At 59.5% G+C, this 24,987-nt stretch carries 20 protein-coding genes; 14 read left to right on the top strand and 6 right to left on the bottom strand.

The window, feature by feature from the left end; translation table 11 throughout:
- Positions 1-559: 559 nt before the first annotated feature.
- A complete protein-coding gene (locus E2N92_RS00005; protein ID WP_220681661.1) occupies positions 560-1,357 on the bottom strand; it encodes a transporter substrate-binding domain-containing protein in 798 nt (265 codons plus the stop codon).
- A 118-nt stretch (positions 1,358-1,475) separates the two neighbouring features.
- On the opposite strand from E2N92_RS00005, the gene E2N92_RS00010 reads away from it, so the two are divergent.
- Entirely contained in the window at positions 1,476-1,742 is a 267-nt protein-coding gene (locus E2N92_RS00010) for a DUF504 domain-containing protein (protein WP_220681662.1), read from the top strand.
- Between the two features lie 310 nt (positions 1,743-2,052).
- Positions 2,053-3,252 carry a GntT/GntP/DsdX family permease gene (locus E2N92_RS00015; protein WP_220681663.1) on the top strand — a complete coding sequence of 400 codons (1,200 nt, stop codon included), beginning with the start codon at positions 2,053-2,055 and terminating at the stop codon, positions 3,250-3,252.
- A 449-nt stretch (positions 3,253-3,701) separates the two neighbouring features.
- Here the strand turns inward: E2N92_RS00015 and E2N92_RS00020 are convergent, their stop codons facing one another.
- Entirely contained in the window at positions 3,702-4,214 is a 513-nt protein-coding gene (locus tag E2N92_RS00020) for a hypothetical protein (protein WP_220681664.1), read from the bottom strand.
- A 115-nt stretch (positions 4,215-4,329) separates the two neighbouring features.
- On the opposite strand from E2N92_RS00020, the gene E2N92_RS00025 reads away from it, so the two are divergent.
- From E2N92_RS00025 to E2N92_RS00055, 7 genes are all read left to right on the top strand, one after another.
- The gene (locus E2N92_RS00025) at positions 4,330-4,593 is read left to right on the top strand and encodes a DUF8044 family membrane protein (RefSeq protein ID WP_485020611.1); all 264 of its coding nucleotides are present in this window, start codon (positions 4,330-4,332) and stop codon (positions 4,591-4,593) included.
- Between the two features lie 68 nt (positions 4,594-4,661).
- Positions 4,662-6,335: a carboxypeptidase-like regulatory domain-containing protein gene (locus E2N92_RS00030; protein ID WP_220681666.1), complete on the top strand. Its 1,674-nt coding sequence runs from the start codon at positions 4,662-4,664 to the stop codon at positions 6,333-6,335.
- Positions 6,304-7,218 carry a DUF4350 domain-containing protein gene (locus tag E2N92_RS00035; protein ID WP_220681667.1) on the top strand — a complete coding sequence of 305 codons (915 nt, stop codon included), beginning with the start codon at positions 6,304-6,306 and terminating at the stop codon, positions 7,216-7,218. Before E2N92_RS00030 ends, E2N92_RS00035 begins: the two co-directional genes overlap by 32 nt.
- Positions 7,208-8,182 carry an AAA family ATPase gene (locus E2N92_RS00040; protein ID WP_220681668.1) on the top strand — a complete coding sequence of 325 codons (975 nt, stop codon included), beginning with the start codon at positions 7,208-7,210 and terminating at the stop codon, positions 8,180-8,182. Before E2N92_RS00035 ends, E2N92_RS00040 begins: the two co-directional genes overlap by 11 nt.
- Positions 8,183-9,487 carry a DUF58 domain-containing protein gene (locus E2N92_RS00045; RefSeq protein ID WP_220681669.1) on the top strand — a complete coding sequence of 435 codons (1,305 nt, stop codon included), beginning with the start codon at positions 8,183-8,185 and terminating at the stop codon, positions 9,485-9,487.
- The gene (locus tag E2N92_RS00050) at positions 9,484-9,930 is read left to right on the top strand and encodes a hypothetical protein (protein ID WP_220681670.1); all 447 of its coding nucleotides are present in this window, start codon (positions 9,484-9,486) and stop codon (positions 9,928-9,930) included. The genes E2N92_RS00045 and E2N92_RS00050 overlap by 4 nt, the downstream gene beginning before the upstream one ends.
- The gene (locus E2N92_RS00055) at positions 9,927-10,700 is read left to right on the top strand and encodes a DUF7982 domain-containing protein (RefSeq protein WP_220681671.1); all 774 of its coding nucleotides are present in this window, start codon (positions 9,927-9,929) and stop codon (positions 10,698-10,700) included. The genes E2N92_RS00050 and E2N92_RS00055 overlap by 4 nt, the downstream gene beginning before the upstream one ends.
- 876 nt (positions 10,701-11,576) lie before the next feature.
- Here the strand turns inward: E2N92_RS00055 and E2N92_RS00060 are convergent.
- Positions 11,577-12,797: a hypothetical protein gene (locus E2N92_RS00060; RefSeq protein ID WP_220681672.1), complete on the bottom strand. Its 1,221-nt coding sequence runs from the start codon at positions 12,795-12,797 to the stop codon at positions 11,577-11,579.
- Positions 12,798-12,873: 76 nt separating this feature from the next.
- On the opposite strand from E2N92_RS00060, the gene E2N92_RS00065 reads away from it, so the two are divergent.
- Positions 12,874-14,487: a hypothetical protein gene (locus E2N92_RS00065; protein WP_220681673.1), complete on the top strand. Its 1,614-nt coding sequence runs from the start codon at positions 12,874-12,876 to the stop codon at positions 14,485-14,487.
- A gap of 90 nt (positions 14,488-14,577) precedes the next feature.
- Positions 14,578-15,807 carry a methyl coenzyme M reductase-arginine methyltransferase Mmp10 gene (mmp10, locus tag E2N92_RS00070; protein ID WP_220681674.1) on the top strand — a complete coding sequence of 410 codons (1,230 nt, stop codon included), beginning with the start codon at positions 14,578-14,580 and terminating at the stop codon, positions 15,805-15,807.
- 644 nt (positions 15,808-16,451) lie between these two features.
- On the opposite strand, the gene E2N92_RS00075 is transcribed toward mmp10, so the two are convergent.
- Together E2N92_RS00075 and E2N92_RS00080 are read right to left on the bottom strand one after the other, a co-directional pair.
- On the bottom strand, positions 16,452-18,134 hold the full coding sequence (locus E2N92_RS00075) for an AMP-binding protein (protein WP_220681675.1): 1,683 nt from the start codon (positions 18,132-18,134) through the stop codon (positions 16,452-16,454).
- A 294-nt stretch (positions 18,135-18,428) separates the two neighbouring features.
- A complete protein-coding gene (locus tag E2N92_RS00080) occupies positions 18,429-20,093 on the bottom strand; it encodes an AMP-binding protein (RefSeq protein ID WP_425515757.1) in 1,665 nt (554 codons plus the stop codon).
- Positions 20,094-20,231: 138 nt separating this feature from the next.
- Between E2N92_RS00080 and E2N92_RS00085 the strand changes: the two genes are divergently transcribed.
- Positions 20,232-22,019 (top strand): SLC13 family permease, encoded by a 1,788-nt coding sequence (locus E2N92_RS00085; RefSeq protein WP_220681677.1) that lies wholly within the window; start codon positions 20,232-20,234, stop codon positions 22,017-22,019.
- Here E2N92_RS00085 and E2N92_RS00090 read toward each other — a convergent pair.
- Positions 22,010-22,438, bottom strand: coding sequence for an EVE domain-containing protein (locus E2N92_RS00090; RefSeq protein ID WP_220681678.1), 429 nt, complete (start codon positions 22,436-22,438; stop codon positions 22,010-22,012). The two genes, E2N92_RS00085 and E2N92_RS00090, sit on opposite strands and share 10 nt — an antisense overlap.
- 103 nt (positions 22,439-22,541) lie before the next feature.
- Here E2N92_RS00090 and E2N92_RS00095 point away from each other — a divergent pair, with 103 nt between their 5' ends.
- Together E2N92_RS00095 and E2N92_RS00100 are read left to right on the top strand one after the other, a co-directional pair.
- Positions 22,542-22,763, top strand: a complete 222-nt coding sequence (locus E2N92_RS00095) for a hypothetical protein (protein ID WP_220681679.1) — start codon at positions 22,542-22,544, stop codon at positions 22,761-22,763.
- A 124-nt stretch (positions 22,764-22,887) separates the two neighbouring features.
- Entirely contained in the window at positions 22,888-23,991 is a 1,104-nt protein-coding gene (locus E2N92_RS00100) for an inositol-3-phosphate synthase (protein ID WP_220681680.1), read from the top strand.
- The last annotated feature ends 996 nt before the right edge of the window (positions 23,992-24,987 follow it).

The raw sequence follows: 24,987 nt of genomic DNA on the forward strand, positions 1-24,987 counted from the left end.
AGGGGGTTGCCACCCCCTCCCGAACCCTCCCCCGCAGACGATATGGGGGAAGGTTGCTGTATCGTCTTTATGGAGAACACGGACTGTTCTATCTAGTGGCAAGTCAAGAACGAAAGGTCGCCAATAGAATGTACCTGGACGATAGAGATCTCTGACCGAGGAAAAATATTCTGTACTTTCTCACGAAAAGAGCGTCAGGGACGAAATCATCTTCTTCACGATCTCTCCTCTGCCTTCCCGACCCAATCGCAATCCCGGGGGTCCGGGGGCGGAGCCCCTGGCGTGAGGATGGAGGAAGGCATGTCGATCAGACGTGCCACCCCATCAGAAGGACGAAGAATGCTAAACTGCTCTCTCGCGCCGGGGGGCGGCCAGCTCCCCGGCACTCCCACTCCAGAAAAGCAGTTTTTCAGAGCCGAAAAATGTTTTTGATCCGGGGATGGTTCAAGCCATGAATACTTTTGGGATGGCTTTGAAGAGAAAAACAAATGCCGAAAGGTTCGGGCAGGCCCCGGGCAGGGCCGGAGTCTGCGAAAAAGATGAGAGCGACCCGGGAAGGTCACTCCATGTTGTACTTGGTGATCAGTTCCTGCCAGTAGGGATCGTTCATCAACGTGTCGAGCCCTTCGTTGAGGGAGTTGAGGAGGGCGGTGTCGCTCTTCCTGACGCCGATCCCGAAGTACTCCTGGGTGTCGATGGAGCCGATCTTCTTGAGGTTCTTGCCGGCCATGACGTCGTTGATGACCGTGCTGTCGAACATCACGGCGTCGATGTTGCCGTTCTCGAGGTCGGTGACGGCCAGAGAGATGGTGTCGTAGTGCTTCACATTCTCCTTGGGCATCGTACCGTTCGCGACCAGGTGCTCGTCCATCCAGATCCCTGCGGTGGTGCCGCGCTGGGTACCGACGGTCGCCTTGCCGGCCATGACATTATCCATGGTCAGCGCCGAGTCGGCTTTGGTGATCACCGTCTGGTTGACCTGCCAGTACGGGTGGGTGAAGTTGATCTTTTCCGCCCGGTCGGGAGTGATGGTCATCCCTGAGTAGATGATGTCGATGTTCCCGTGTTCAAGCGACGTGACCAGGCTGTCGAAGGCGATCTGCCTGAACTCGACCTTGAATCCCTGTTCTTTTGCGATCCATTCCATCGACTCGGTATCAAAGCCGGTGGGCTTGCCTTCTTTGTCGACCAGCGAGAAGGGTGGGTATGGGGCGTCGATGCCGACGATATAGGTCGGCACATTGTCTGCCCCGGTCTCAGAGGAGGCGCCGGGAGTTTCGGTGCCGGTGCAGCCTGCAAAACAGGCACACATCACTGCAGCACCGATGAGCAGAGCTGTGATTACTGATTTTGACATCAGAAAGAGGTTTGAGGGTGAAGTTAATATCTCTTGTTAAATGTACTGCATTGACCCTGAGACCCCCCCGACCCATGTGCCGCCGTCCATATATATCAGAAGACCGATCCCGCTCACCATGCGGACAAGCCACAAACTCCTCCTCCGTCTTCTTCACGACCCGGACTACGACTTCGATGAGGTGGAGGTGGCGTACCTCGACCGCGGGGCACCGGCCGATCGTTCGACGGTTCGGGGAAGGGAGATCAGGGCGATCGAGGGCGGGCACTTCATTGTCTGCCCGGAGGGGGAGGAGAAGTACATTCCCATCCACCGCCTCCTCGAGATCCGGTACCGTGGCCGGCGGCTCTGGGCGCGGGCGGTTGGGGGAGTCATGCTGGAATAATGGCTCTGTAGAAAATATCCTCTTTTCATCACCTCAATCCCCCTGTGAGCTGAATCCATCACCTTCCCTCATACTCACGCCGGGGGCTCCGCTCCCGGGCCCCCGGGATGAAGATTGGGGCGGAAGGCGGAGAAACGAACATGAAAGGAGGGTTGCAGTCCACCGCCTATCGCTCGCGCGGGGGGTTCGGGGGGCGGCAAGCCCCCCGTCGAAGAGAACCATCACGATGATTTCTACAAAGCCGGAATAATATTCTTCCAGAACTCTTCCAGAGCGTAAAGATAATATCCTACTGCGGCGACGGATAATTGTGCAGACATTTGCTGCATTTATCGTCACGCTTCTCCTCATCGCAGTTGTGACCGTCAGGTTCCGCCTCAACCCCTTCCTGACCCTCTTCTCCGCGGCGATCCTGTATGGTCTTCTCGCAGGCATCCCGGCAGGCGAGGTCGTCGGGACTGCCGCGGCCGGTGCGGGAAAGGTCTTCGTCCTCCTGGCCGTGGTCGTCTTCGCCGGGTCGGTCGTCGCCGGGGTGCTCGAAACCCCGGGTTACCGGGAGCGGATCGTACGGGATCTCTCCGTGCTGCTCAAACGGCCGAGTTGGGTCGGCGCGATCACGGGTGCTATCCTTGCCGTCCCGTTTATGTGCTGCATGACCGCCTTCATCGTCTCCTCACCCATCCTCTCCTGTCTCTCAGACCGGAAGAGCGCTCTCTATGCCGCAGCCATCGGGAGCGCTCTCTCGTTCACGCTTATCTACCCGACGCCGGTCACCCTTGCGGCCGCGGCGGCGGCACCGGAATTTTCCGCCGGCGATTATCTCATGATCGCCCTTCCGCTCGTGCTGTTGATCCTGATCGGGACCGGTGCGGCGATGGGCCGGGGCAACGCTCAGACGATCTCTCCCTCCGAGGTTCCGATCGCCGGTCGGCGAGCATGGGTGCCGCTCCTCCTCCCCCTGGCCTGTGCCGCCGCGGCATTGATCTGGCCGGTTTTCGGCGACGGTTCGGTCCAGGCGGCCCTGCTCTTCGGGATGGCCGGCGCTCTTTTCCTTCTCCCGGGCGAAGAGCGGCATACCGCTCTCAAGTGGGGGACGAGACATGCCGGTGTCATCATCTACGACCTCTGTGGCGCCGGTGCGCTGGGGGGCGTCATTCTGGCAAGTTCCTTCCCGCAGGACGCGTTCGGGCTGCTGGACGGCGCCGTGCCCCTCCTCCTCCTTCCCCTTATCTTTGCCATCCTCGTCCAGGCGGCGCAGGGCTCGCGGGTGGTAACCGCCGTCGTGACTGCGGGCGTCGCCTCGTCGCTCCCCATCAACCCGGTCGCTCTCGTGCTGCTCATTGCAGCGGGGGCCCTCTCGGTCTCGGCCTTCAGCGACCCCTATTTCTGGCTGGTCGGGAGGACAACCGGAGACTCCCCGACTGCGGTGCTGAGACGCTACACTCTCCCCCTGATGGGAGTGTCTCTGGTCGTCGCTGTAGCAGGGGTGCTGGCCGGCGTGTTCCTCTAAATCACGGGCCGGCCTCTGAAAAAAGAGTTTTGTTGAGGCGGGCACGAACCGAAAACACCCCCTTGAGCATATCCACAAAGGATCCCGGGCTCGATCAATCATTGGATCGAGACACTTTCCGGCCATTCCTCTGCCTCCTCCATTTCAATCGCCATCACAGGGGTCCGGGGGCAGCGCCCCCGGTGCAAGAGTGTGGGAAGGCGTGATGATCGGATGTGTCGCCCCTATTGAGAACTTTCACCGTAATCTCGCGCCGAGGGGAAACCCCCCGGACCCCCCTCGACGAAGATAGCCGAGGGACGGCATGATGCTCGATTTCGATTCACTCCTCGAACACAAGGATGAGGATCAAGAATCAATCCATTTCTGAGATGATATTTTCATCACGTATGCTTGAGGCGTGCTTTCCCCTCATGAGCGATTTTAAAAAGCCAAAAAAAAAATTCTTCTCAGGCCTGCCCGGTCAGTTCCACCGAGATCATCGGGATCGTTGAAGTGTCCTGGAAGGTTCTTGTGGTCTTCCCTACGAAGACGACCCTGGTCTCTGCAGGGGAGAAGTCAGCCTGGACGAGCGGAGCAAACCAGTACTCTTCAAGTGCTTTCTCTGCGTCCTCGAAGTTGAGGGCCGGGGTTGTGTAGATTGTCGTCCCGTTCTCTCCTGCACTCACCTTCGCGAACCCCTCCACCAGGAAGGACGCGGTCTGATCGTCTACAGCGACCGACTCGACGCCGTGCCCGTTCGAGTACTTCTGGAGCGCCTTGGCAAACTCCTCGGTCGGATCGGCGATCTTGAGGAAGACGGCGAATCTCTCCAGCCAGGAAAGTGAATATGTAAAGTCTATCGTCGCCGCACCACTCTCATTGACCGAGATGTCCAGTTCCTCGGCCGTGAAGGCTCCTGCCGGCAGGACCATACCTGCGATCAGGAGGAGTGCGGCCAGGATCCGAATCCATGCCTTCATTCTTTCATCACCACGCATACATCAGATTAGCGCCATATAAATATACTGAACACATCCTATTCATTTCCTGCCCATCCGCAATTGATATATACAAGAACTGTGATCGGTGGTGTTGATGGGCCGTCCGGGGAGGCACCTCGTTGCGGGGGGGTTCATGATCTGGCTTTTCACGGTGACCTTTTTCCTGGTCATGATGGAGAGCGCCGACCTTATGGTGTTCTTTGTACTCGTCTCGATCGGATTTTTTATCCTTGTCGAGGTGCTCGACACCGCCTTTGTCAGGCCCTCCCATGTGCTGTACCTCAAATATCTGGCCGCAATCGGACTCGTCATGTTCGGAACGGCCATCATCGACAAAGTGGCGAGGGTTCTCATCTGATGAAGAGAAGAATGGTCGTAAAAGGACTGGTCGCGGCATTTTCTCTGGTATGCCTTGTCTTCTTGAGCATGATGATCGCATCACCGGTGCTCTACTCAGAGGAACAGGTGCTGTTCACCCCTGCGCACGCCCGTCCCGTAACGAACGAACGCTCACAGAATGGGCAGATGGAGATGGTCGTCCCCGCGATGGCGGACCTCATGGACCAGACCGGAACGATCGTCCTCCATGTCAGGGAGAGAGACTTCGAAAAGGCGGAGGAAGACCTTGCCCGTTATATTGAGGCCTCTCGATCCTTCAACAATCTGGTCGTCAGTCTCGACATGACCGAGAGCGACATCAGGGAGTTTGCCGAGGGGAACATGGAGAACATGGACGCTCTCGCCACCCTCATCGAGGAGAGCAAAAGGATGGATGAACTCTCCAGACTCGAAGTGATCTACCAGGACGAAAAAAACTCTGAAAACTTCTATTCTGTTACCTACGAAGGAGAAGCACTCCAGATGAAGATGGAAGAAGCTCTGGAGCGCTATCAGCACCAGCAGACAAAGATGACCGATATCGGGACGAAGTACGACCTCCCCGTATCCTCCTATGTCCAGAGTGTCTCAGGATTTGCCGGAGTGGTGGAGGAGAACGACCGCACCCATCAGGGATGGGACACCCCCCCTGAAAACGATCGCCCCGCACCGAGCATCTCGGTCAGCCCGCCTTCGGCCTCGTACGGCGATTCGGTCCAGGTATCAGGTGTGATTCCAGACAGGTCCACGGGGACGCTCTCGATCTTCCTTGACGGCAGGGAATGGACCACTGCAGCAGCCGATAAGACCGGCCGATACGCAGCGTTTATCCCGGTCTCTTCCATCCGGGCCGGCCGCCATCTCCTCTATGCCGTCCATGACGGCGGTTACTCGGACGTGGCAGAATTCGAAGTGCTGGCCGCACCTGCCGACCTCGCGCTGGAAGCCGGGCCCGCCGCATCCGGCTGGGAAGAGAATCTCCTCTGCAGTGGCACGCTGTTCTGCGGGGGAGTACCGGTTGAAGGTGCCAGGGTCACGATCGCCTCGGACGACGGCACGACCCTCGCCGCGGAGACCGACGCAGAGGGATCGTACTCCTGCACCGGCCGTCTCGAACCGGGCATTCGGGAACTGCGGGCCGTCGTCTCCGGAGAGTCGCAACCCCTCCGCTATACCATCAGCGACACTGTCGAAGTGGAGGTACCCGAACCCGGCGCGAGGGTCACGGCCCTTGTCATGAAGGCCGCGGCCCTTCTGATCATAGCGATCGGGACAGTGCTGGGGATCAGACGGAGGCAGGCCGGACAGCCCTCACGGAATCTGCTCGCCTCATCCAGGCGGACGGACATCCCTCTCGGAGGAGTGTGGTTTGGAACAGAACCTGACACAGTCTCGCAGGCCTGCGAGTGGACACCTTCGCAGGTCGACGAACGCTATACCGACCTCCTCTCCGCAGGACGGTACGGGGATGCGATCCGCCTCCTGTATCTCTCTATCGCCGCCAGGATCGGGAAAGAACAGAAGATCAGAAATTATACTGCTCTGACACCGCGCGAGGTGCTCGGGATTGCGACGGCGGCCGCACCGGCCGGTGGTCTTTCCGGTTTTATCAGGGCCTATGAAAAGGTGAGGTACGGCCGGTCCGAGCCATCGTACGAACAGACGACATGTCTTCACCGGTTGTACGACCATGCCGACGGCCATGGGGGTGAGAACGATTAGCCGGGCCTGGGAATGTGCGGCGGCCCTCATCCTCGCGGTGCTGGTTGTCCTCTCCGTCCACTTCTCGACGACGGGGGACGAGTATGGTATCTCAAACCCCGGGTGGAACGGGACCTCGGCCTTCTTCGACGCTGTGCTGGAGGAGGGGGGGACGGTGATTGCCGACACTTCTCTCTTCAATGATTATGAGGACTCCCTTCTCCTTCTCGTGGCACCGGCTGACGAGTCTGGAGAGGGCGACTTCGGGATCTATCGGACGTATCTTCACCAGAACAACACGATCTTCATCGCAGACGAGACAGGGGCTTCGAATGTCATGCTCCAGGGTATCGGGTCGTCGATGAGGGTGGTGCCGGTGAACGTCTCCTCTCTTGATACCACCTATACTGGCTCCTTCTTCCCGAACGGTCACCCGGCCGCGGGTCATCCCCTCCTTGTCGGAGTGGAGACGCTCGCCTTCAACCGCCCGACTCATGTGACCGGCGGCGAGTCGCTCCTCATTTCAGGGCTCTTCAGCTGGCAGGATCTGAACGGGGACGGGAGAATGGACGCCGGTGAACCGACGGGAACCTTTTCGTTCCTCGCACGGGAGGAGATCGGTGCCGGCGAAGTGATCGTCTGCTCCGATCCGAGTCTTCTCATCAATGCCATGCAGGGTAGGGAGGCGCCCGAGGGGAACAGGGCCTTTGTCGAGAACCTCAGGTCGTATCGGAGTGTGATGCTGGTGGACGGCGTAACTTCGGCCGCAGCCCGTGACCGTGCAGTCCTTGCCGGTCTCCGGAGTTCGTCGTCACTCCAGGCAGGTCTGCTCGCCGCGTCTCTCTTTGTCGTTGCAGTCCTCTGGAGAAAGAAGTACAGGGTAGGGTGGGTAGATGGAACCTGATCTTGTTGCAACAGAACTGGATGTTATATCAGAGACATATGGAAAGATAACCGAGACCATCGGCCGGTTTGTGGTTGGAAACGAACCCCTTATCGAGATGATCTATATCGGGATGCTCAGCGAGGGGCATATCCTCCTTGAAGGGGTGCCTGGAACAGCCAAGACCGTTATTGCAAAGACGGCCGCCCTTCTTTCAGGATGCGAGTTCAGCCGTATCCAGTGTGCGGTCGATATGCAACCCGCAGACATCATCGGAGTGCGAATATATGACCCCGAACGTCGGGACTTTGTCCTGAGAAAGGGGCCGATCTTCTCGAATTTTGTCCTGATCGATGAGATGAACCGGGTCAGCCCGAGAACACAGAGCGCCTTCATTGAGGCGATGAGTGAGCGGCAGGCAACGATTGACGGTGCTCTGCACCGTTTTTCAAGTCCGTTCTTCGTGGTCGCGACCCAGAACCCGTACGAGTTCGAGGGGACCTTTCCCCTCATCGAGGCGCAGAAGGACCGGTTTATGTTCAGTGCAAGGCTCGACTATCTGGAAGCCGAGAACGAACTTGAGATCATCAGACGGGAGAGCACGGGTTTCCTTGACTGGGAGACCTATAGCACCGGGGTCTCCCCGGTCCTTTCCCCCACCAGGATCGAGCGTTTTATCCATGCGGTTCGTGCAGTCAGGGTCGAAGAACCGGTGCTCCAGTACATCCGGGATATCGTCCTTGCCACCAGGAAGCATGCCGACATCTGGCTCGGTGCGAGCCCGAGAGCGTCCATTGCTATGGTGCGGGGTGGGAAGGCCCTTGCAGCGCTCCATGGCCGGACCTATGTGATCCCCGACGACATCAAGCAGGTCGCTCATCTTGCCCTTCCTCACCGTTTAATCATCCGGCGGGAGGCCGACCTCGGGGGCGTGACGGCGCATGAAGTGACCGACGAGATTCTTGCCGCCGTCGAGGTGCAGTAGGTGTCGGGCGGGAGCGGTACCTATGGGGCTCTTCTTTTTCTTGGGACACTCGTCGGTTTCTCGCTCCTGGCGGAGAGTCGCGCTGCGCTGCTCGGGGTGTGTGCCGTAGGCACGTTTCTCTTCATCAGGTACGCCGTCGCCTCCCGCAGATTTGCGACGGTCGCCTCCGGCCTGAAAGTCACCAGAGAACTGGGGAATACAGCCGTCAGGCAGGATTCGATTGTCAGCGTGCAGGTGCGGGTCGGCGCCGCCCTCCCCCCGGGTTGCCGGGTCGAGGTCGAAGACCTCCCCCCGGCCGGGGTGCAGGTGGTCGGCGGATCGACCTGTCTCTCCCTCATCGGTCCCTTGCCGGAGGAAGGGGTAATCTCCTACTCGATGGTCGTCCCGACGGAGGGGGAGGTCGTCTTCATGGGATTTGTGCTCAGAATTCCCGACCCCTTCTTCCCGAGGTCTGCTATCTTCAGGGGGGAGGGTATGCGCCTCCCGGCGCTGATGGTACGGCCGGAACGCCGTTTCACCACCCAGAAAGGGGAGCAGGGTGGTACCGGGCCGGAGTCCCCCCACCTCTCAGGAGGAACAGGCGGGACGGTCCGCTCCTTCAGGGAGTTTGTCAACGGCGACGATGTACGCAGGATCGACTGGAAAGTTTCGGCAAAACAAGACTCCCTCCATGTGAAGGTGTATGCCGATGAGGAAGATCGGCCGCCGCTCATCTTTGTTGACCTCCCCAGAGGAGGAGCCAGTCAGCATGCTCGTACCGCCCTGAAGGAGGCCGTGCGGAGTGCAGTCGCGGCTTCGGTGCAGACACATGGTCGCACCTCCCTGATGGCAGTCAGAGGACCCAACCTCCTCATTTATCTGCCCCTTGAAGCCGATTATACACGGGCCATGCAGGCACTTGCCGGTGGGGAGAACACGACGGCAGAAGAGACATACTTTTACCGCGCCCGCACCGCCCCCTCCCTCCGCACCAATCTGAACGCCATTCTCTATGGGGCGGGGAACGGAAACCGAGATGGAAACGGCCATAGAGCAACTCTCGACTATCGCGAGAAGCTCTCTGCAGTCTATGGATCGGTCCTCAGAGGGCGGGAGCGGACAGTCTATGAACGGCAGCTGGCACAGGCGGTGTGGCGACTCAAACCTCGTCGCATCGAACTCTTCTCCTGCCGGGACGGCGACCAGAGCCATCTTGACTTTGTGGTCTGCATCGCGGAGCGTGCCGGAGTTCAGGTAGATCTCTGGAAACAGAACGGGCATAAACACCCGGAGAGCGCCGAAGGGAAAGCGGAGGCGGTGCGGTGAAACCGGTACTCTTTCTCCCGATACCCCTCGCCCTGGCGACCGGTCTTCTCACGGGTGTATGGCTCGATACTCTCGTCTTCTCACTTCTCTATCTTGGAACTCTCCGTCTGGCGGAGGAGTGGGGATCCGACGGATGGATTCTTCTTTTCTGCGGCGGCGAACCGCTGGTACTGGTCACTGCCGGGAAGTCGTGGGAAGCCGCGGTCCTCCTCCAGGTACTGGTGCTCTGGGCGGCGGTCGCCACCACGCCGGACCGATCAGCACCATGGTGGGGATGGGTGCTCGTCGGGGCCGGGTTCGTCCTCTCCGGAGGAGCAATGATCGCCGCCCTGAGTGACCTCATCCCTGCGCTGCTTGCCGTGGGCGGACTGCTGCTCTCTGCTTTTTCCCTTGTATGGCTTGCCGAACATCAGATGAGATCCAGAGTGGAGATCGGACGATGAAAAAAAATGGATACAACGACTATTTCATGGCAGGGGCGGCGCTGATCGCGGCCGCGGCCCTGGTGCTGACGATTGCGTACCTCACCAACCGCGGTGACCTGACCAGTGCGACGCTGGCTATGAGCGGGATCGCATCTTTTGTCGGCGGGGTCTTTCTCCTCACTCTCTCGAAAGGAGAACCCTTCGACCCGGGTTATGTCGGCGCTCTCCCTGCCGCCGGCACCATCAATCTCAGCCGCGTGGCCTCAGACCTCGGGTTGATGGGCGACGGTGTCTACCTCCCTCATCAGACGAAAGATTCCCCTATACTCCAGTTCATCCCGGCGGGGTCATACCATGGAGCGACGATCAGGGAAGATTTCTCTTTTGCAATGGCAGACGGTTCTGAAGGTCTGGTATTCCTCCCGATGGGGCTTCCGCTCCTCGAACAGTTGAAGCATGATGCAGGACTCAGAATACCGGCCGAAGAAGCCAATATCTTCTCCTGCATCCAGGAAGTCTGCTCCGATGTCCTTGAGGTGGCCGAGATAGCCGCTGTGGAACGGAGCGGCGACGCGGTCGTCGTGACCATGGGCAAGTTCAGGCTCCTTTCCTGCTGTGCTGCCGTACGCGCTGAGTCACCCAAGTGCTGCACCATGGTCGGATGTCCGGTCTGCAGCCTCGTCGCCTGCATCCTGACCGAAGGGTTCGGGAAACCCTGCAGTCTTTCGAAAGCGCAGGTCGACGAGGGACACGGCGACCTGACCCTCGTGTATTCCTTCCCTGAGTGATAGATCCGTGGAATCTGGCGTGGGTATGAGCCGGGCATATCGCATGAAATATTTTTTCCGTGGAAGAGCGTTGTTGTCCTTTGAAATAGTTAGTTTTGTGGAATTGAGCATGAACCCCCGGCTCAAGCATACGGGATGAAAATTTTCTGAGCTTCGCTTCGGTATGTGGGTGGATCCCTCTCAATCGCCGTCCTCGCCTATCTTCGTCGTGGGGGGTTCCGGGGGGCAAAGCCCCCCGGCGCGAGATTCCAGGAAATATTCTACGATGGGGGCGGCACGCCTGATTATCTCGCCTTCCCCCATCCTCCCGCCGGGGGCCCTGCCCCCGGACCCCCGGGATGAAGATAGGGCCGGGAAGGCAGAGAGACCATTGTTCAGAAGGCGCCTCTGTTCTTTGCATATGGGTCGCGCCTGGCGCAGGTATTTTCAAATCCCCATCAAAATCTCAAGGATCGATATTTTGGATCATTTTCATGGTATCACTCATGAAGCGGAAGCACGCCTCAAGCGTACCTGATGAACATTTATCGTCGCTTGCTCTCTCTCTTTTCAAGACAGGAGAATCGGTGGAGACTTCGTTCAACCGCCGCCCCCATCCTCGTCGTGAGGGGTTCTGGGGGCACTCGTCTCCCGGTGCGAGAGTGCAGGTGAGAGTTCTTCGGTGGGGCGACCCTTCTGATCGGTTTGCCTTCCCAAATCCTCTCGCGGAGGGACCGAGATTCAAGTTACAAGCTTCCATCCGTTCGCACTCAGGAATAGAAATTTTACAGATCTGATTTTCTCAAACCCTCTTCAGGAATGCCCCACAGAAGATCTGGTTCCGCAATGACATCCCGCTCCGTTTGATGAGCAATTCAACGGAGCAAAAAAAAAAGATTACTTTTTGCCCCTGAGAAGGACAAAGGAGAGCAGAACCGTTGCAATAAGGCAGGCATACCCTACAGAGGACTGAGTAGTCTGCGGGAGCGTGGTTGCAGTTGTTGTCGGAATTGCAGTCGTTTCGGCTTCGGCGAAGTGCATCAGGCGGTAGGTGCCTGCACCGGTGATCTCGGTGACGACGGTCCCGTCTTCGAGGTTGCTCGGGAGGATCTCCCATTTTTCATTGTTGAAAACCGCAATGAAAATCGTTGCCTGGTTTTCGGCCTCTCCTTCAGGGAGCGTGAAGATGAGTTGTACCGGCCCTTCGAACGTGCGGTTCGCCGGTGTGATCGAGACCGCATCCCCGAGAGGCACCCATCCGTCGGGGACATTCCCACTCTCAGCCCTGGTCAGACCGACTCCTTCGAGTCCGGAACCTTCGAGGCGTACCATTCTGTCCTCAGACCAGACCACCCCGACACCGGGAGCGGTGGTCACCGCCCCGGTTGGGGTCACTCCGTCATTCTGTTGCGTCGTGCTCCCCGAAGGCCCAGATGATCCCGGAGACCCCGGGGATCCTGGAGTGCCCGACGGTTTCTCAGTTGTGGGTACTTTTGTTGGTTTCGTCGTCGGTTCCTCTGGTGTTCCTCCGCCGATCGGTATTGTCTCTCTCAGCGTGGTCTCGCCGTCCACCGAGACCTCGATGGTGCTCGACCCCTTGCTGACGCCATTGAGCGTGAAGGAGATGGTGCTGTCCGCAGCCCCGGTCTTCTCTCCGCTCAACCGCATCTGCGTGGTGATCTCCGAGACATCGGGCATCGCCTGCCCCTCGAGTTTGAGGGAGCGATACGTCCCTGCCGGGATATCCATCTGCTGTGAAAATGTGAAGACTCCATCCTTCGACGGCCCGCCGACATTGATGGAACTCCCGTCGAACGTTGTCGAGAGCGTGGTGAAGGCTGTGTTTTTGGTCGATGCAAAGATCCATCCTCCGCTCAGCGAGACTGGGAGCACGAAGTCCTGCACCTCAAAGGTGAACTTCTCTCCGCCTTCCACTTCGATCCGGCTCTCCACCAGGATGGCAAATGAGGCACCATCAGGGAGATCCTGGATATTGATCTCGATCTCGTCCCCTTCTTCGATGGCATCAGGTGAAACCGATATACTGGCTGCGGCGCATCCCAGAGGGACGCATAATGATAGCAGAAACAGGGTCAAGACAAAGATTTTGAAGTCCATTTTTTTGTCCCCTCCTTATCTGAGGGCAGTAAACATTTATATATTATAAAAGTTACTTGGGTTACGGGGGGGAGGAATGAAAACGCCCTTTGGATATTATCCGGTAATCTTTCTTTTAGTTCTGCTATTCGGGGCGGTGACGATAGTATCTGCTGCAGATCCGGTCGTCACGGTCTCATGCAATGATTCTTTCAGTTTCAATGGTCTTGTGGTCTCCGAGATATCGGTCGTCGATCTCGCCGACCCTGAAGTGACCTGGATCGGCCTTGAGAGCACCTCTGGATGTGACTTGAAGATGCTCACCTGTCCCCAGGTGAGGTACATCACCAGAGACTGTCCAAGCGGTACATTTGAGGTGGACGGATGTACCGTCACCGCTACAGAAGTCGGAGAGGTGGACTGGAGCGGGTACAACGTCCATGCAGTCTACAAAGAAGCGGTGATCCCGACGATCTCCGCAAAGGTGCCCGGCGAGACAGGAAATGTTCTCCTGCTGAGGATCCCGCCCGAAGTCTCGGAGGTCGGCGGCCCAGAAGACTTTGAGGCACTCTTTGCCGCCACCGATCGGATTTATCTCTACACCGAGGACGGGATCGTCTTTGTGAACCCGCAGACAAATGAATTTGTGCTCTGGGGCGGGTTCGCTATCGGCTCTGACCCCAATGACTTTGGCACGATCCTGACGAACTCGGAGGTCGATCTCGACAACTTCTCTGCCGACCCCACTGTGGCGAAGAGTATGGGCGACGCCCATTCTAACACCGTCCCATCACCAGGGGAGTACCTCTGTCTCATCTTCAGATACGAGCAGGAAAACTCGGCCATGAAAATTCTCGGCAGCGCTCCGGTCGTCGTGATGGACACAGACCGTGCCATTACCTGGAACGGCGGGGCACCACCGCAGATCTACACTGACGGAGGAGACGTTGCCCTCGGTTTCGAAGAGGGGAACGCGATTGAAGGATTGGCCTATATCATCTTCAAAGAGGATGCCGTTTTCGATGCTGAAATGGGGATCAACATTGAGAATCTGATGGCCCTGCAGGACCACCCGATGATCACCCAGACATGCTTCCTCGACTTCCTGATGCAGGAGGTGCCAGGCCACTCCTATGAGGATAGTCCGGTGATGTTCAGCCTCATCGTCGACGGTGAGACACAGGGTCCCGATGATCTCAACACATTTGTCCCGATCTCCACCGGCTATGGAGTTGCCGGGGCTGAAATGGGATCTGAGGTGATTGTGCCGGCCGAAGCGCTCGGCGGACTCAAGGCAGGAACCTATCAGGTTATCCTGTATGGTACCGGTGAAAACGGATCGGTCGTCGCTGTCGACCAGACTGAGTTCACCATTGGTTCCAACGCAGAGCCCAGAAAGTACTCTTCTGACAGCGAGGGCGGCGAATGGTCCTCCTCGACCTCTTCTGAAGAGAAAAGTACCGAGGCAAACGAGGGAGCCGCCGGAATCGAGACTCTGGTTCCGAAGAGTGGCGGTGACGGGGTGAAAACTCCGGGCGGTTCCACCGCTCTCAAAGACGTCAGGATCGGGGAAGGATATTCTGAGATCGGGGGGCCGGACGGATCTGATGAGAATGCCGGAAATGTGCCTGCGATACTGGGGTACGCCGCCCTCGGCCTGATCGCCCTTGCGGGCATCGGCATTGTCCTCAGCCGCGGCAGATTCAGGTGACGTGGCCGTCCCGGGCCATCTCTTTTTTTCGGATCCCGTGAAACGGCGATCCCATAGCATTTAACCTTGCAGGAGAGAAAGAAATAGCAGATGGCTCAGCTGACCGTGGATATCGGGGGGCGCCCGGGTGTCGATTGCCGGGGATTCTGTGAGTACTGTTATTTCAAGCATGTCGGCGACGTCGCTCCCTTCGGCTGCCAGTACTGCCCGCCCTTCAAGGTGGGCTGCGACTACTGCACGCGGGGGGTGAAGGAGCAGTACAGCGGGTTCAAGTCTCTCTCCACGGTCGCAGACGATATCCTCGCCAACCTCCAGATGCTCACCGACGATATCAGCCGCGTCACCATCAGCGGCGGCGGCGACCCGAGTTGTTACCCGGCCTTCACCGACCTCGTCGAACTGCTCGGAAGTATGGAGGCGCCGCTCCATATCGGGTACACCAGCGGGAAAGGTTTTGACGACCCGGGTATCGCCGATATGCTCATCGAGAACGGTCTCACCGAGGTTTCGTACACCATCTTCTCCGCGGACCCGGCCCTCCGCCGGAGGTACATGCACGACCCCACCCCCGAGGCCTCGCTTGCGGTGATGCGACGGCTCTGCGAGGAGATCGATGTCTATGCGGCCGCGGTGGTGATCCCCGGAGTCAACGACGGCGAAAAACTCGAAGAGACCTGTGCCTGGCTGGAGGACGCGGGGGCGAAGGGCCTGATCCTGATGCGGTTTGCAAACACCACGGAGCAGGGGTTGATCCTCGGGAACGCTCCCGTCATCGAGGGGCAGCAGGTCGAGACGGTGGAGGCGTTCAGGGACCGGGTCACCGCCCTTGCTGCGGCCCACTCCCTCAAGATCAGCGGTACGCCCCTCTGGGATCCCGAGATCGGGTCTCCCTTTGTCATCCTCAACGAGCCCGACCTCCTGGCCAAACTCCCCAGGGTCAGGCGGCGGGCGACGGTGGTCAGCGGCGGTGTCGCTGCGCCGTACGTCCAGGAGGTGCTCGACGCCTGCGGCGGCGGGTGCCGCGTGGTCTCCACGCCCCAGGAGATCGCGTGCCTCATCACCCGCAACGACCTTGCGGCCCTCGACCTCGCCTCACTCGAGGAAGCGGTGGTGATCCCTGGCCGGGCCTTCGTCCATGACCGGGAGGCCGCGAAGGTGCTCTCCCGCGACGGCGTCGCCCGCACGGTCGTCCGCGGGCCGGAGATGCTCACCGCAGACGCCGAGACCTCGATGGGAATGCGCCGGGAGGACGTCCTGCTGATGGAGATGGAGGGCTTCGCCGCGCTGATCCATGTGCTCAATCAGTACGGGAGAGAGTGAGGCAGGGGAAGGCGTGAGAGCGATCGGTGTGGGTGAATGAACCGGTAAATGATCAGAGGGCCGCCTCCCGGTCACCGCGCGCGAAGAGAGGTGTGGTGGACGGCATCTCTCTCTTCAAGTCCATTGATTGTGCCCTCCCACCTCTATCTTCATCCCGGGGGTCGGGGGACTGCGCCCCCGGCGAGATGATGGAGGAAGGCGTGATGATCGATCAGGCGTGCCGCCCTCCGCCTATCGCTCGCGCGGGGGGTTCGGGGGGCGGCAAGCCCCCCGTCAAAGAGAACCGTCAAGATGATTTACCATGAAAATGATCCAGAATATCCTCTCTTCATGTTTGCATGAGAGTCTGAGCTCTTTATATCACGTTGAAGCCGATACGCAGAGGATAGAAAATTCTTCAGATGGATCGGCCGCCCCCATCGTCGAGATTTTCCTGCCATCTCGCACCGGGGGATTGCACCCCCCGGACCCCCCACGACGAAGATAGGTGGGGGCGGCGATGGAACACGATCCCCCCAGATTCTCCGGTCTTGAAAAGAGAGAGCAAGCGACGAGAAATTTTCATCCCGTATGCTTGAGCCAGGGGTTCATGCCCGATTCTACAAAGCCAAAAATTCAGGGGCCGGTCAAAAGCCGGTCCTCGATCACTCCTTCTCGTCGCCGCCCTGGCTATTGTACCGCTCGAGTTCGAGGTCGCGCAGGACGTTGCGCTTGATCTTGCCGGAGATGGTCTTGGGGAGATCCTCGACGAACTCGATGGCCCTCGGGTACTTGTACGGAGCGGTCGTCCGCTTCACGAACTTCTGGAGTTCCTTGACGAGAGCGTCCGAAGGCTCGAAGCCCGGCGCCAGGACGACAAATGCCTTGATGATCATCCCGCGGATTATGTCGGGCGATCCCACCACGGCACATTCCTGCACCGCCGGGTGTTCGATGAGGGCTGACTCGACCTCGAAGGGTCCGACGCGGTAGCCCGAACTCTTGATCACGTCGTCGTCACGGCCGACAAACCAGAAGTAGCCGTCGTCGTCCATGTAGGCCTTGTCGCCGGTGTAGTACCAGCCTTCATGGAAAGACTCCTCGTTTGCGGCCGGGTTGGCAAAGTATTCCATGAACATGCCGGGGGGTTTGGGCTCGGCCCTGATCGCGATCCGGCCTTCCTCGCCCGCCGGGACCGGTCTGCCCTCGTCGTCATGGAGCTCGACCTGCCAGCCTGGCGAAGGCCTGCCCATCGAGCCAAGCTTCGGTTCCATGCACGGGAACGTCCCGACGCAGAGCACCGTTTCGGTCTGGCCGTAGCCCTCGTAGATCGTCTGATCGGTCCCCTTCTCCCAGGCCCTGATCACCTCGGGGTTGAGGGGTTCGCCCGCGCTGACGCAGTGACGCAGCTGCGAGAGATCGAACTTCTCCAGGTCCGCGAGGATGAGCATCCGGTACACCGTCGGCGGGGCGCAGAAACTGGTGACCTCATATTTTTCCAGGATCGGCAGGAGCTGGGTCGCCTTGAACTTGCCGCGGATATCATAGATCAGCGTGCAGGCCCCCTGCATCCAGGGACCGAAGAACTTGCCCCAGGCGCACTTGCCCCACCCGGTGTCCGCAAGGGTGAAGTGGAGGTCGTTTGGTTTGAGGTCGAGCCAGAACTTTCCGGTGACGATGTGACCGATCGGATAGGCCTGGTTGTGAAGGACCATCTTCGGCTCGCCGGTCGTCCCGGAGGTGAAGAAGATGAGCATCGGGTCGGTCGCCCTGGTCTTCTTCATGCCCGGGAGACGGATGAAGACCGTGGAGGCGGGGGCCGGGTAGGTGAGTTCGACGGGGTAGCTGATCCACCCGGCCATCTCACCGTCCACAAGGAAGCGGGAGACGAGCGAGGGACATTCGGCGCAGATCTCGTCGACTTTCCAGGCGTTCTCGCTGTCGGTGATGACCATCTTGAACTTGCCCGCATTGACCCGGTACTCCAGGTCTTTCGGGGTCAGCATCGTCGGACAGGGGCAGAAAATGGCGCCGAGCTTAATGGCCGCAATAGCGAAGATCCACCACTCAGGGATGCGGTGGAGCATGATGATGACCCGGTCGCCCTTGTTAATGCCGTACTTGAGGAGCATGTTCGCCGCCTGATTGGAGAGGTTCATCAGGTGGCGGAAGGTGTAGTTCTTCTCATGCCCTTCCTGGTCGGCCCAGATCATCGCAAGTCTGTTGCGGTCTTTCTCTGCCCACATATCGACGACGTCGAAGCCGAAGTTGAAGAACTCCGGCACCTCCGGGTGATAGGAGGCATAGACGTCCTCGTAGGTTTGGTATGTATGCTCGGCGTTTTGCATAGCGGTATAGCATAGGAAGGAAGGGTTGATATAGTATGCGATGATCCGGGAGGTCCGGAAAAGGATTATCCGACTTTGAAGAATTCCCCGGGATGGCTATCTCACCGGGGAGGCTGGCCGCCTCCCCGACCCCATCAGCGAGAATAGGCGGGGAGCGGCGAGGGCGTGTGTTCCCCCGCCTGCGACCCTGTCGTGAGGAGAACGATCAAGGGATTCAATGCCGCCGGAAAAGCCACTTGTTCGTATTCAAAACCCTTTGCAGGGCCGGGATAGAAAAGAAAATGAGGGCCGGGTTCAGTCGTCCTGGTCCCTGGCCTGATTGTTCTCGTACCGCTCCATCTCGATCATCTTCAGTTCCTTCCGCTTGATCTTGCCTGAGATGGTCTTGGGGAGGTCGTCGACGAATTCGATGGCTCTTGGGTACTTGTACGGCGCGGTCGTCTTCTTGACGTGCCGCTGGAGTTCCTTGACCAGCGCCTCCGACGGCTCGAAACCCTCGTTGAGGACGATGAAGGCCTTGACGATCATCCCGCGGATCAGGTCGGGCGACCCGACGACCGCACACTCCTGCACCGCAGGGTGCTCCATCAGCGCAGATTCGACCTCGAAGGGTCCGATCCGGTAGCCCGAACTCTTGATCACGTCGTCGTCACGGCCGACAAACCAGAAGTAGCCGTCGTCGTCGTAATAGGCCCGGTCGCCGGTGTAGTAGAAGCCGTTCTGGAAGGACTCCGCGTTCGCCTCCGGATTGTTGAGGTACTCCACGATCAGGCCGGGCGGCCGCGGGTGGAGAGAGATGGCGATACGGCCCTCCTCGAACGGTTCGCAGGGCGTGCCGTCGTCGTTATGGAGCTCGATATGCCAGCCGGGAGAGGGTTTGCCCATCGAGCCGAGTTTCGGCTTCATGCACGGGAAGGTGGCGATGGCACAGACTGTCTCGGTCTGGCCGTAGCCCTCCTTGATGGTGAGGCCGGTCCCCTCCTCCCAGATCCTGATCACTTCGGGGTTGAGGGGTTCGCCGGCGCTCGTACAGTGGCGCAGCTCGCGAAGGTCGTACTTCTTGAGGTCCGCCAGGATGAGCATCCGGTAGATCGTCGGCGGGGCGCAGAAGGTGGTGACCTCGTACTTCTCCAGGAGCGGGAGGATCTCGGTCGCCGAGAACTTGCCGCGGATGTCGTAGACGAAGATGGCGGCGCCGCAGATCCACTGCCCGAAGATCTTGCCCCATCCACACTTCGCCCACCCGGTGTCGGAGAGCGTGAGGTGGAGGTCGTGCTCGGTGAGGTCGTGCCAGTACTTCGCGGTGATGATATGACCGAGGGGATGGGCTTCGTTGTGAAGCACCATCTTCGGCTCGCCGGTCGTGCCCGAGGTGAAGTAGATGAGCATCGGGTCGGTGGCTCTGGTCTTCTTCACCACCGGCATCGAGACCTTGCGGTGTGAGACCGGAGCGGGATAGATCAACTCGTACGGGAAGCTCGCCCAGCCTTCCTGCTCGCCGTCCGCCAGGAAGCGGTACTTGAGCGTGGGGCACTCGTTGCAGATCTCCTCGACCTTCCAGGAGTGCTCCATGTTCGTGATGACCATCTTGAACTTGCCCGCGTTCACCCGGTACTTCAGGTCCTTGGGGGTGAGGAGCGTCGGGCACGGACAGTATACGGCACCGAGTTTGATGAGGGCGGTGACGAAGATCCACCATTCGGGTACTCTTGGAAGAAGAATGAGTACGCGGTCGCCCTTGCAGATGTCGTACTTGAGCAGAATATTTGCCGCCTGGTTCGAGAGGTTTGCAATGTCCCGGTAGGTGAACTTCCTCTCTTCACCGTTCTGGTCAACCCAGATCATGGCAAGGCGGTTACGGTCCTTTTTGGCCCATGCGTCGATGACGTCGTACCCGAAGTTGAAGTACTCGGGGACGTCGATCGCGAAGTCCGCATAGGTCTCTTCGTAGTTTTCCATGTTATGGTCCGCCATGGGATCTGTCCGTATACCTATGGTCAGTCACCGCTTTTTAATCTGACCGGTCTTGCACCGTCCCGGCATGCATCTTTATGAAGACGCAGTGCGATCTCCCGGCGATCAGAGGGGGCGGCCGAGATGGATATCGGGATGATCGCAGTCATTGGCGTGCTTTTCGCGGCGGTCGTGCTCTTTGTGACCGAGCGGTTCAGGGTCGACGTCACCGCTGTCGTTCTCCTGCTGACGCTTGCGTGGCTGGGACTGGTCACGCCCGCCCAGGCCTTCTCGGGGTTTGCAAGCAATGCCGTTGTCGCGATGGCAGGCGTGATGGTCCTCGGGTACGGGATCGACCGGGCCGGGCTGATGCACCGGCTCTCTGAGATTCTCATGACCAGGGGCGAGGGGTCGGAGCGGCGCCTCTTCGTGAGGGTCTCCTCGGTCGTCGGCGTGGTCTCGTCGGTGATGCAGAATATCGGGGCCGTGGTCGTCTTCCTCCCGGCGCTGCTGCGGATTGCAGAGAGTGTCAGGACCCCGCCCTCGCAGCTCCTGATGCCGGTGGGGTTTGCGGCGATCCTCGGCGGGACGATCACCATGGTCGGTTCAAGTCCGCTCATCCTCCTCAACGATATCATGCTCCAGAGCGGGTACGAACCCTTCGGGCTCTTCGCCCCGGCACCGATCGGGCTCACGCTCCTCCTGACCTGGATCGCGGTCTTCACGCTCTTCGGTCGGCATCTCCTCCCTTCCGCAGCCGGCGTCCCGGTGAAGGGGACGCAGGAAGAACTGGTCGCCGGATGGAACCTTCCTGCCGGGGTGCGCTACTGCCGCATCCCCGAGAAGAGCCCGCTCGTCGGGTTGACGAGGGAGGGGTCGGGGCTCACCGCCGGGTACGCCCTCCACCTCCTCGCCCTCGAGGAGGAAGGCGACGTCCTCTATGCGCCGTGGCGATACACGCGTTTTGTACCCGGGCAGGAACTTGCTGTTCTCGGGAGAGAAGAGGACTTTCTCAGGTTCGTCGATGACTATGAACTCGAGGTGAGCAGGGGGGAGGAGCAGACGGTGCTCGGACTTTCGCCGGCCAGCGCGGGGTTTGCCGAGGTGGTGGTGAGGCCGCACGCCGGGGTGGTGGGAAAGACACTCCGTGAACTTGCCCTGCGCAAGAACCAGGGGATCGAACCGCTTCTGCTGGTCTCAGGTGAGGAGGGGCCGTTCCACGAGTTTTCCGACCGGCCGCTGAAACCCGGAGACATCATCGTCGTGCACGGCCGGTGGGAACGGGTCAGGGCCTTCGCCGACGGCGCCAGGTTTGTGCTGGCCACGCCTCTGGAGGAGGCGGGGCTGCGGGAGTCGAGGGCCCCGGCCGCGGCGGCGTGTTTTGCGGGGGCGCTCCTGCTCACGTTCACGGGCGCTCCGATCGGCCTCTCCTTCTTTACCGGAGCGGTCGGGATGGTCCTCTTCGGGGTGGTCACCATCGGCGAGGCCTACCACGCTGTCGACTGGCGGACCATCGTCCTGATCGGCGGGTTGATCCCGCTGGGGATCGCGATGGAGACCTCGGGGGCCGCGGCCGCGATCGCCTCCGGGCTGACGGCGGTTCTGGTCGGCCGCCCCATTTTCCTGGTGCTCCTCGCCTTCTCCCTCCTCACCACCTTCCTCTCGCTCTTTATGTCCAACGCCGCGGCGACGGTCCTCCTGGTCCCCCTCGCCCTCGCGGTCGGAGGAGGAGCCGGCATCGATCCCGCCGGACTCGCCCTGCTCATCGGGATCTCGGCCTCCAACTCTTTTCTCATCCCCACCCACCAGGTCAACGCCCTGCTGATGGGGCCCGGAGGCTATCATACCCGCGACTACCTGCGGGCCGGGGCGGTTCTCACTCCCCTCTTCGCGCTGGTCTCAACTCTCCTGGTCTATCTTATCTATCTCTGAACCGGCACGGCTGCGGCGGCCAGAACCCGCACGTAGTCTTCTTCAGGGATCGCCCGCATCGCCTGGGCGGCGAGTTCTTCCTGCCAGTTCCCCATATCTTTGAGCACCTTCAGTTCTGTGGCGAGAGGAGCGACCCGGACCGGTTCGTTGAAGGCTGTGGCCGGTTTGAGTTTGACCCTGAGCGGATAGATCTCCTCGGTCCCGGGGAACAGCGGGATCCGATTGATAAAGAGTTCGGACGCGATCTCAAAGGCCCCGAGAAAGGAAGGTTCTTCCAGGTCATGGATATAGACAAGGAGACGGTCGCCGAGTTCGACCTTGCTGATCGTGTCGGCGTGACGCTGGGCAACGGCCCAGACCATCTTTTCCTTGATAGTCTCCCATTTATTCTCTTCAGAGACAGCAATCCAGCAGGTCATGGATGGTGATTGGCTGTCCCCTATTAAAGGGTTTCGAGGGGTCGGGGTATGCGGAATCTATAAATGTCGGGCCCATATGATAAGCCCGAAGGGGGATGTCAGTATGCCATACCGGTGGACAAGCAGACGGGACGTCGACGAGACGGTGGTCGTGGTCATGAACTCGGTCGAAGAGGAGGGAACGCTTCCTGAGTGGCTCAGGAGGACGATCCAGGGGTCGATCGATACCTCGGACCCGCAGTACGTGCGGTACTTCTACGATGAGGTGAAGAGGCACGTTCCGACCGCACTGAAACTCTTCGAGGAGAGCCCGTACGTCCCCTAACTGGTGACGGGATCGGGTACTCTTCATTTATTCTTCATTTTTAGAGATAATTTCCCGTTCATCCCGGGCCATTTCGTTAAAATTAAAGTATTGCAGACCGACATCCATATCAGTGGACGGTTCTATGGATCAGATAAAAATCGCCATCGTCGGAGTCGGGAACTGTGCGTCTTCCCTCATCCAGGGGATCGAGTATTACAGGAACCGTACCGATCAGGATGCAATCGGGCTGATGCACTGGGATATCGGCGGTTATACGCCGGGGGACATCGAGGTCGTCGCCGCCTTCGACATCGACGTCCGCAAGGTGGGTCGGGATATCGCGGAGGCGATCTTCGCCCCGCCGAACTGCACGAAGGTCTTCTGCCCTGATGTCCCAGAGACCGGGAAGACGGTAAAGATGGGGCGGGTCCTCGACGGGTGCTCGGAGCATATGGCACATTACCCGGAGGCCCGGATCTTTGTCCCTGCCCGGGAGCCCGAGGCAACGAAGGAGGAGATCGTGGCCGAACTGAAGGCCTCGGGCGCGGAGATCCTCCTCAACTATCTCCCGGTCGGTTCAGAGCAGGCGGCACGGTTCTATGCCGGGTGCGCCCTCGAGGCCGGGGTGGCGCTTATCAACAATATGCCGGTCTTCATTGCGAGTGACCCCGAATGGTCGGAACGGTTCAGGGCCCGCGGGGTTCCGATCGTCGGTGACGACATCAAGGCACAACTCGGGGCGACGATCACCCACCGGACCCTTGCCGACCTCTTTGCAAAGCGGGGCGTCGTCCTTGATCGGACCTACCAGCTCAATACCGGTGGGAACACCGACTTCCTCAATATGCTCAACCACGAGCGGCTTGCCTCGAAGCGAGTTTCAAAGACCGAGGCGGTCCAGTCGGTCCTCCCTCACCGTCTCGAGGATGAGAAGATCCACATCGGGCCGAGCGACTATGTCGCCTGGCAGAATGACAACAAGATCTGTTTCCTGCGGATGGAGGGGCGGGTTTTCGGCGATGTTCCGATGAACCTCGAACTCCGTCTCTCGGTCGAGGACTCCCCGAACTCGGGGGGGGTGGTTATCGACGCGATCCGGTGCTGCAAACTCGCCCTCGAGCGGGGAATAGGCGGGGTGCTCGTCTCGCCGTCGTCGTTCTTTATGAAGCACCCGCCCGAACAATATCCCGACGACGAGGCATATGCGATGACCGAGGAGTTCATCGCGGGCCGGCGGCGGGCGTGAACGGCGCGGGTTTTTCTGGTTGAATGGCTCTGTAGGAATCGCGCCGGGGTTGCGACCACCGGACCCCCGCGCGAAGATTGGGCGGGGAAGGCGGAACAGGCGACCCAGAAGAGACTATTGCTTTCCTCGCGTCTATCTTAGCGCGGGAGAAATAGGGAGCGGCCAACCCTCAAAAAAGATCAATCAGGGGGATTCAACAGTGTCCTTACACCCCACATGAAAGCACGAAGAACGGCTCTGTAGAATCGGGCATGAACCCTGGATTCAAGCATACGGGATGAACATTCCTGGTGGTCTCTGGTGAGTGGATCCTTGCTCCCTCTTCGGAGCAGGACACCACATGGGGCGACCACTTCATTGCCGCCCCCGCACATCCTCATCGTGGGGGGTCCGGGGGTGCAACCCCACGGTGCGAGATTCCAGGAAAGATTCTGCGATGAGGGCGGCACATCTGATCATCATGCCTTCCCGCACCCTTGCGCCGGGGGCTCTGCCCCCGGACCCCCGGGATGAAGATAGGGCCGGGAAGGCAGAGGCCCGATCATTCAGGAGATGCATCTGCAATCTGTGTATCAGTCCTGAAGGCGTTTGGTGGATTCAAACCATTATGGAAACCTGAAGAGAGGATCGTCAGGATCATTTTCATGGTAAACCATCCTTTTATCATCACTTCAACCCTCTGTGAACCGAATCCATCGCCTTCTCACATCAATCGCGCCGGGGGCGCTGCCCCCGGATGAAGATTGGGGCGGGAAGGCGGAGAAATAACCCTGAAAGGGGGGTTGCCGTCCACCGCCTATCGCTCACGCGGGGGGTTCGGGGGCGGCCAGCCCCCCGGCGAAGAGAACCATCAAGATGATTTACCATGAAAATGATCGCGAAGATCCTCTCTTCAGATTTGTATGAGAGTTTGAACTCGCCATATCTCGTTGAAGCCAATACGCAGAGAATAGAAAATTCTTCTGATGGATCGGCCGCCCCGAATCGTCGAGATTT

Source organism: Methanofollis formosanus (assembly GCF_019633745.1).
Lineage (GTDB): Archaea > Halobacteriota > Methanomicrobia > Methanomicrobiales > Methanofollaceae > Methanofollis > Methanofollis formosanus.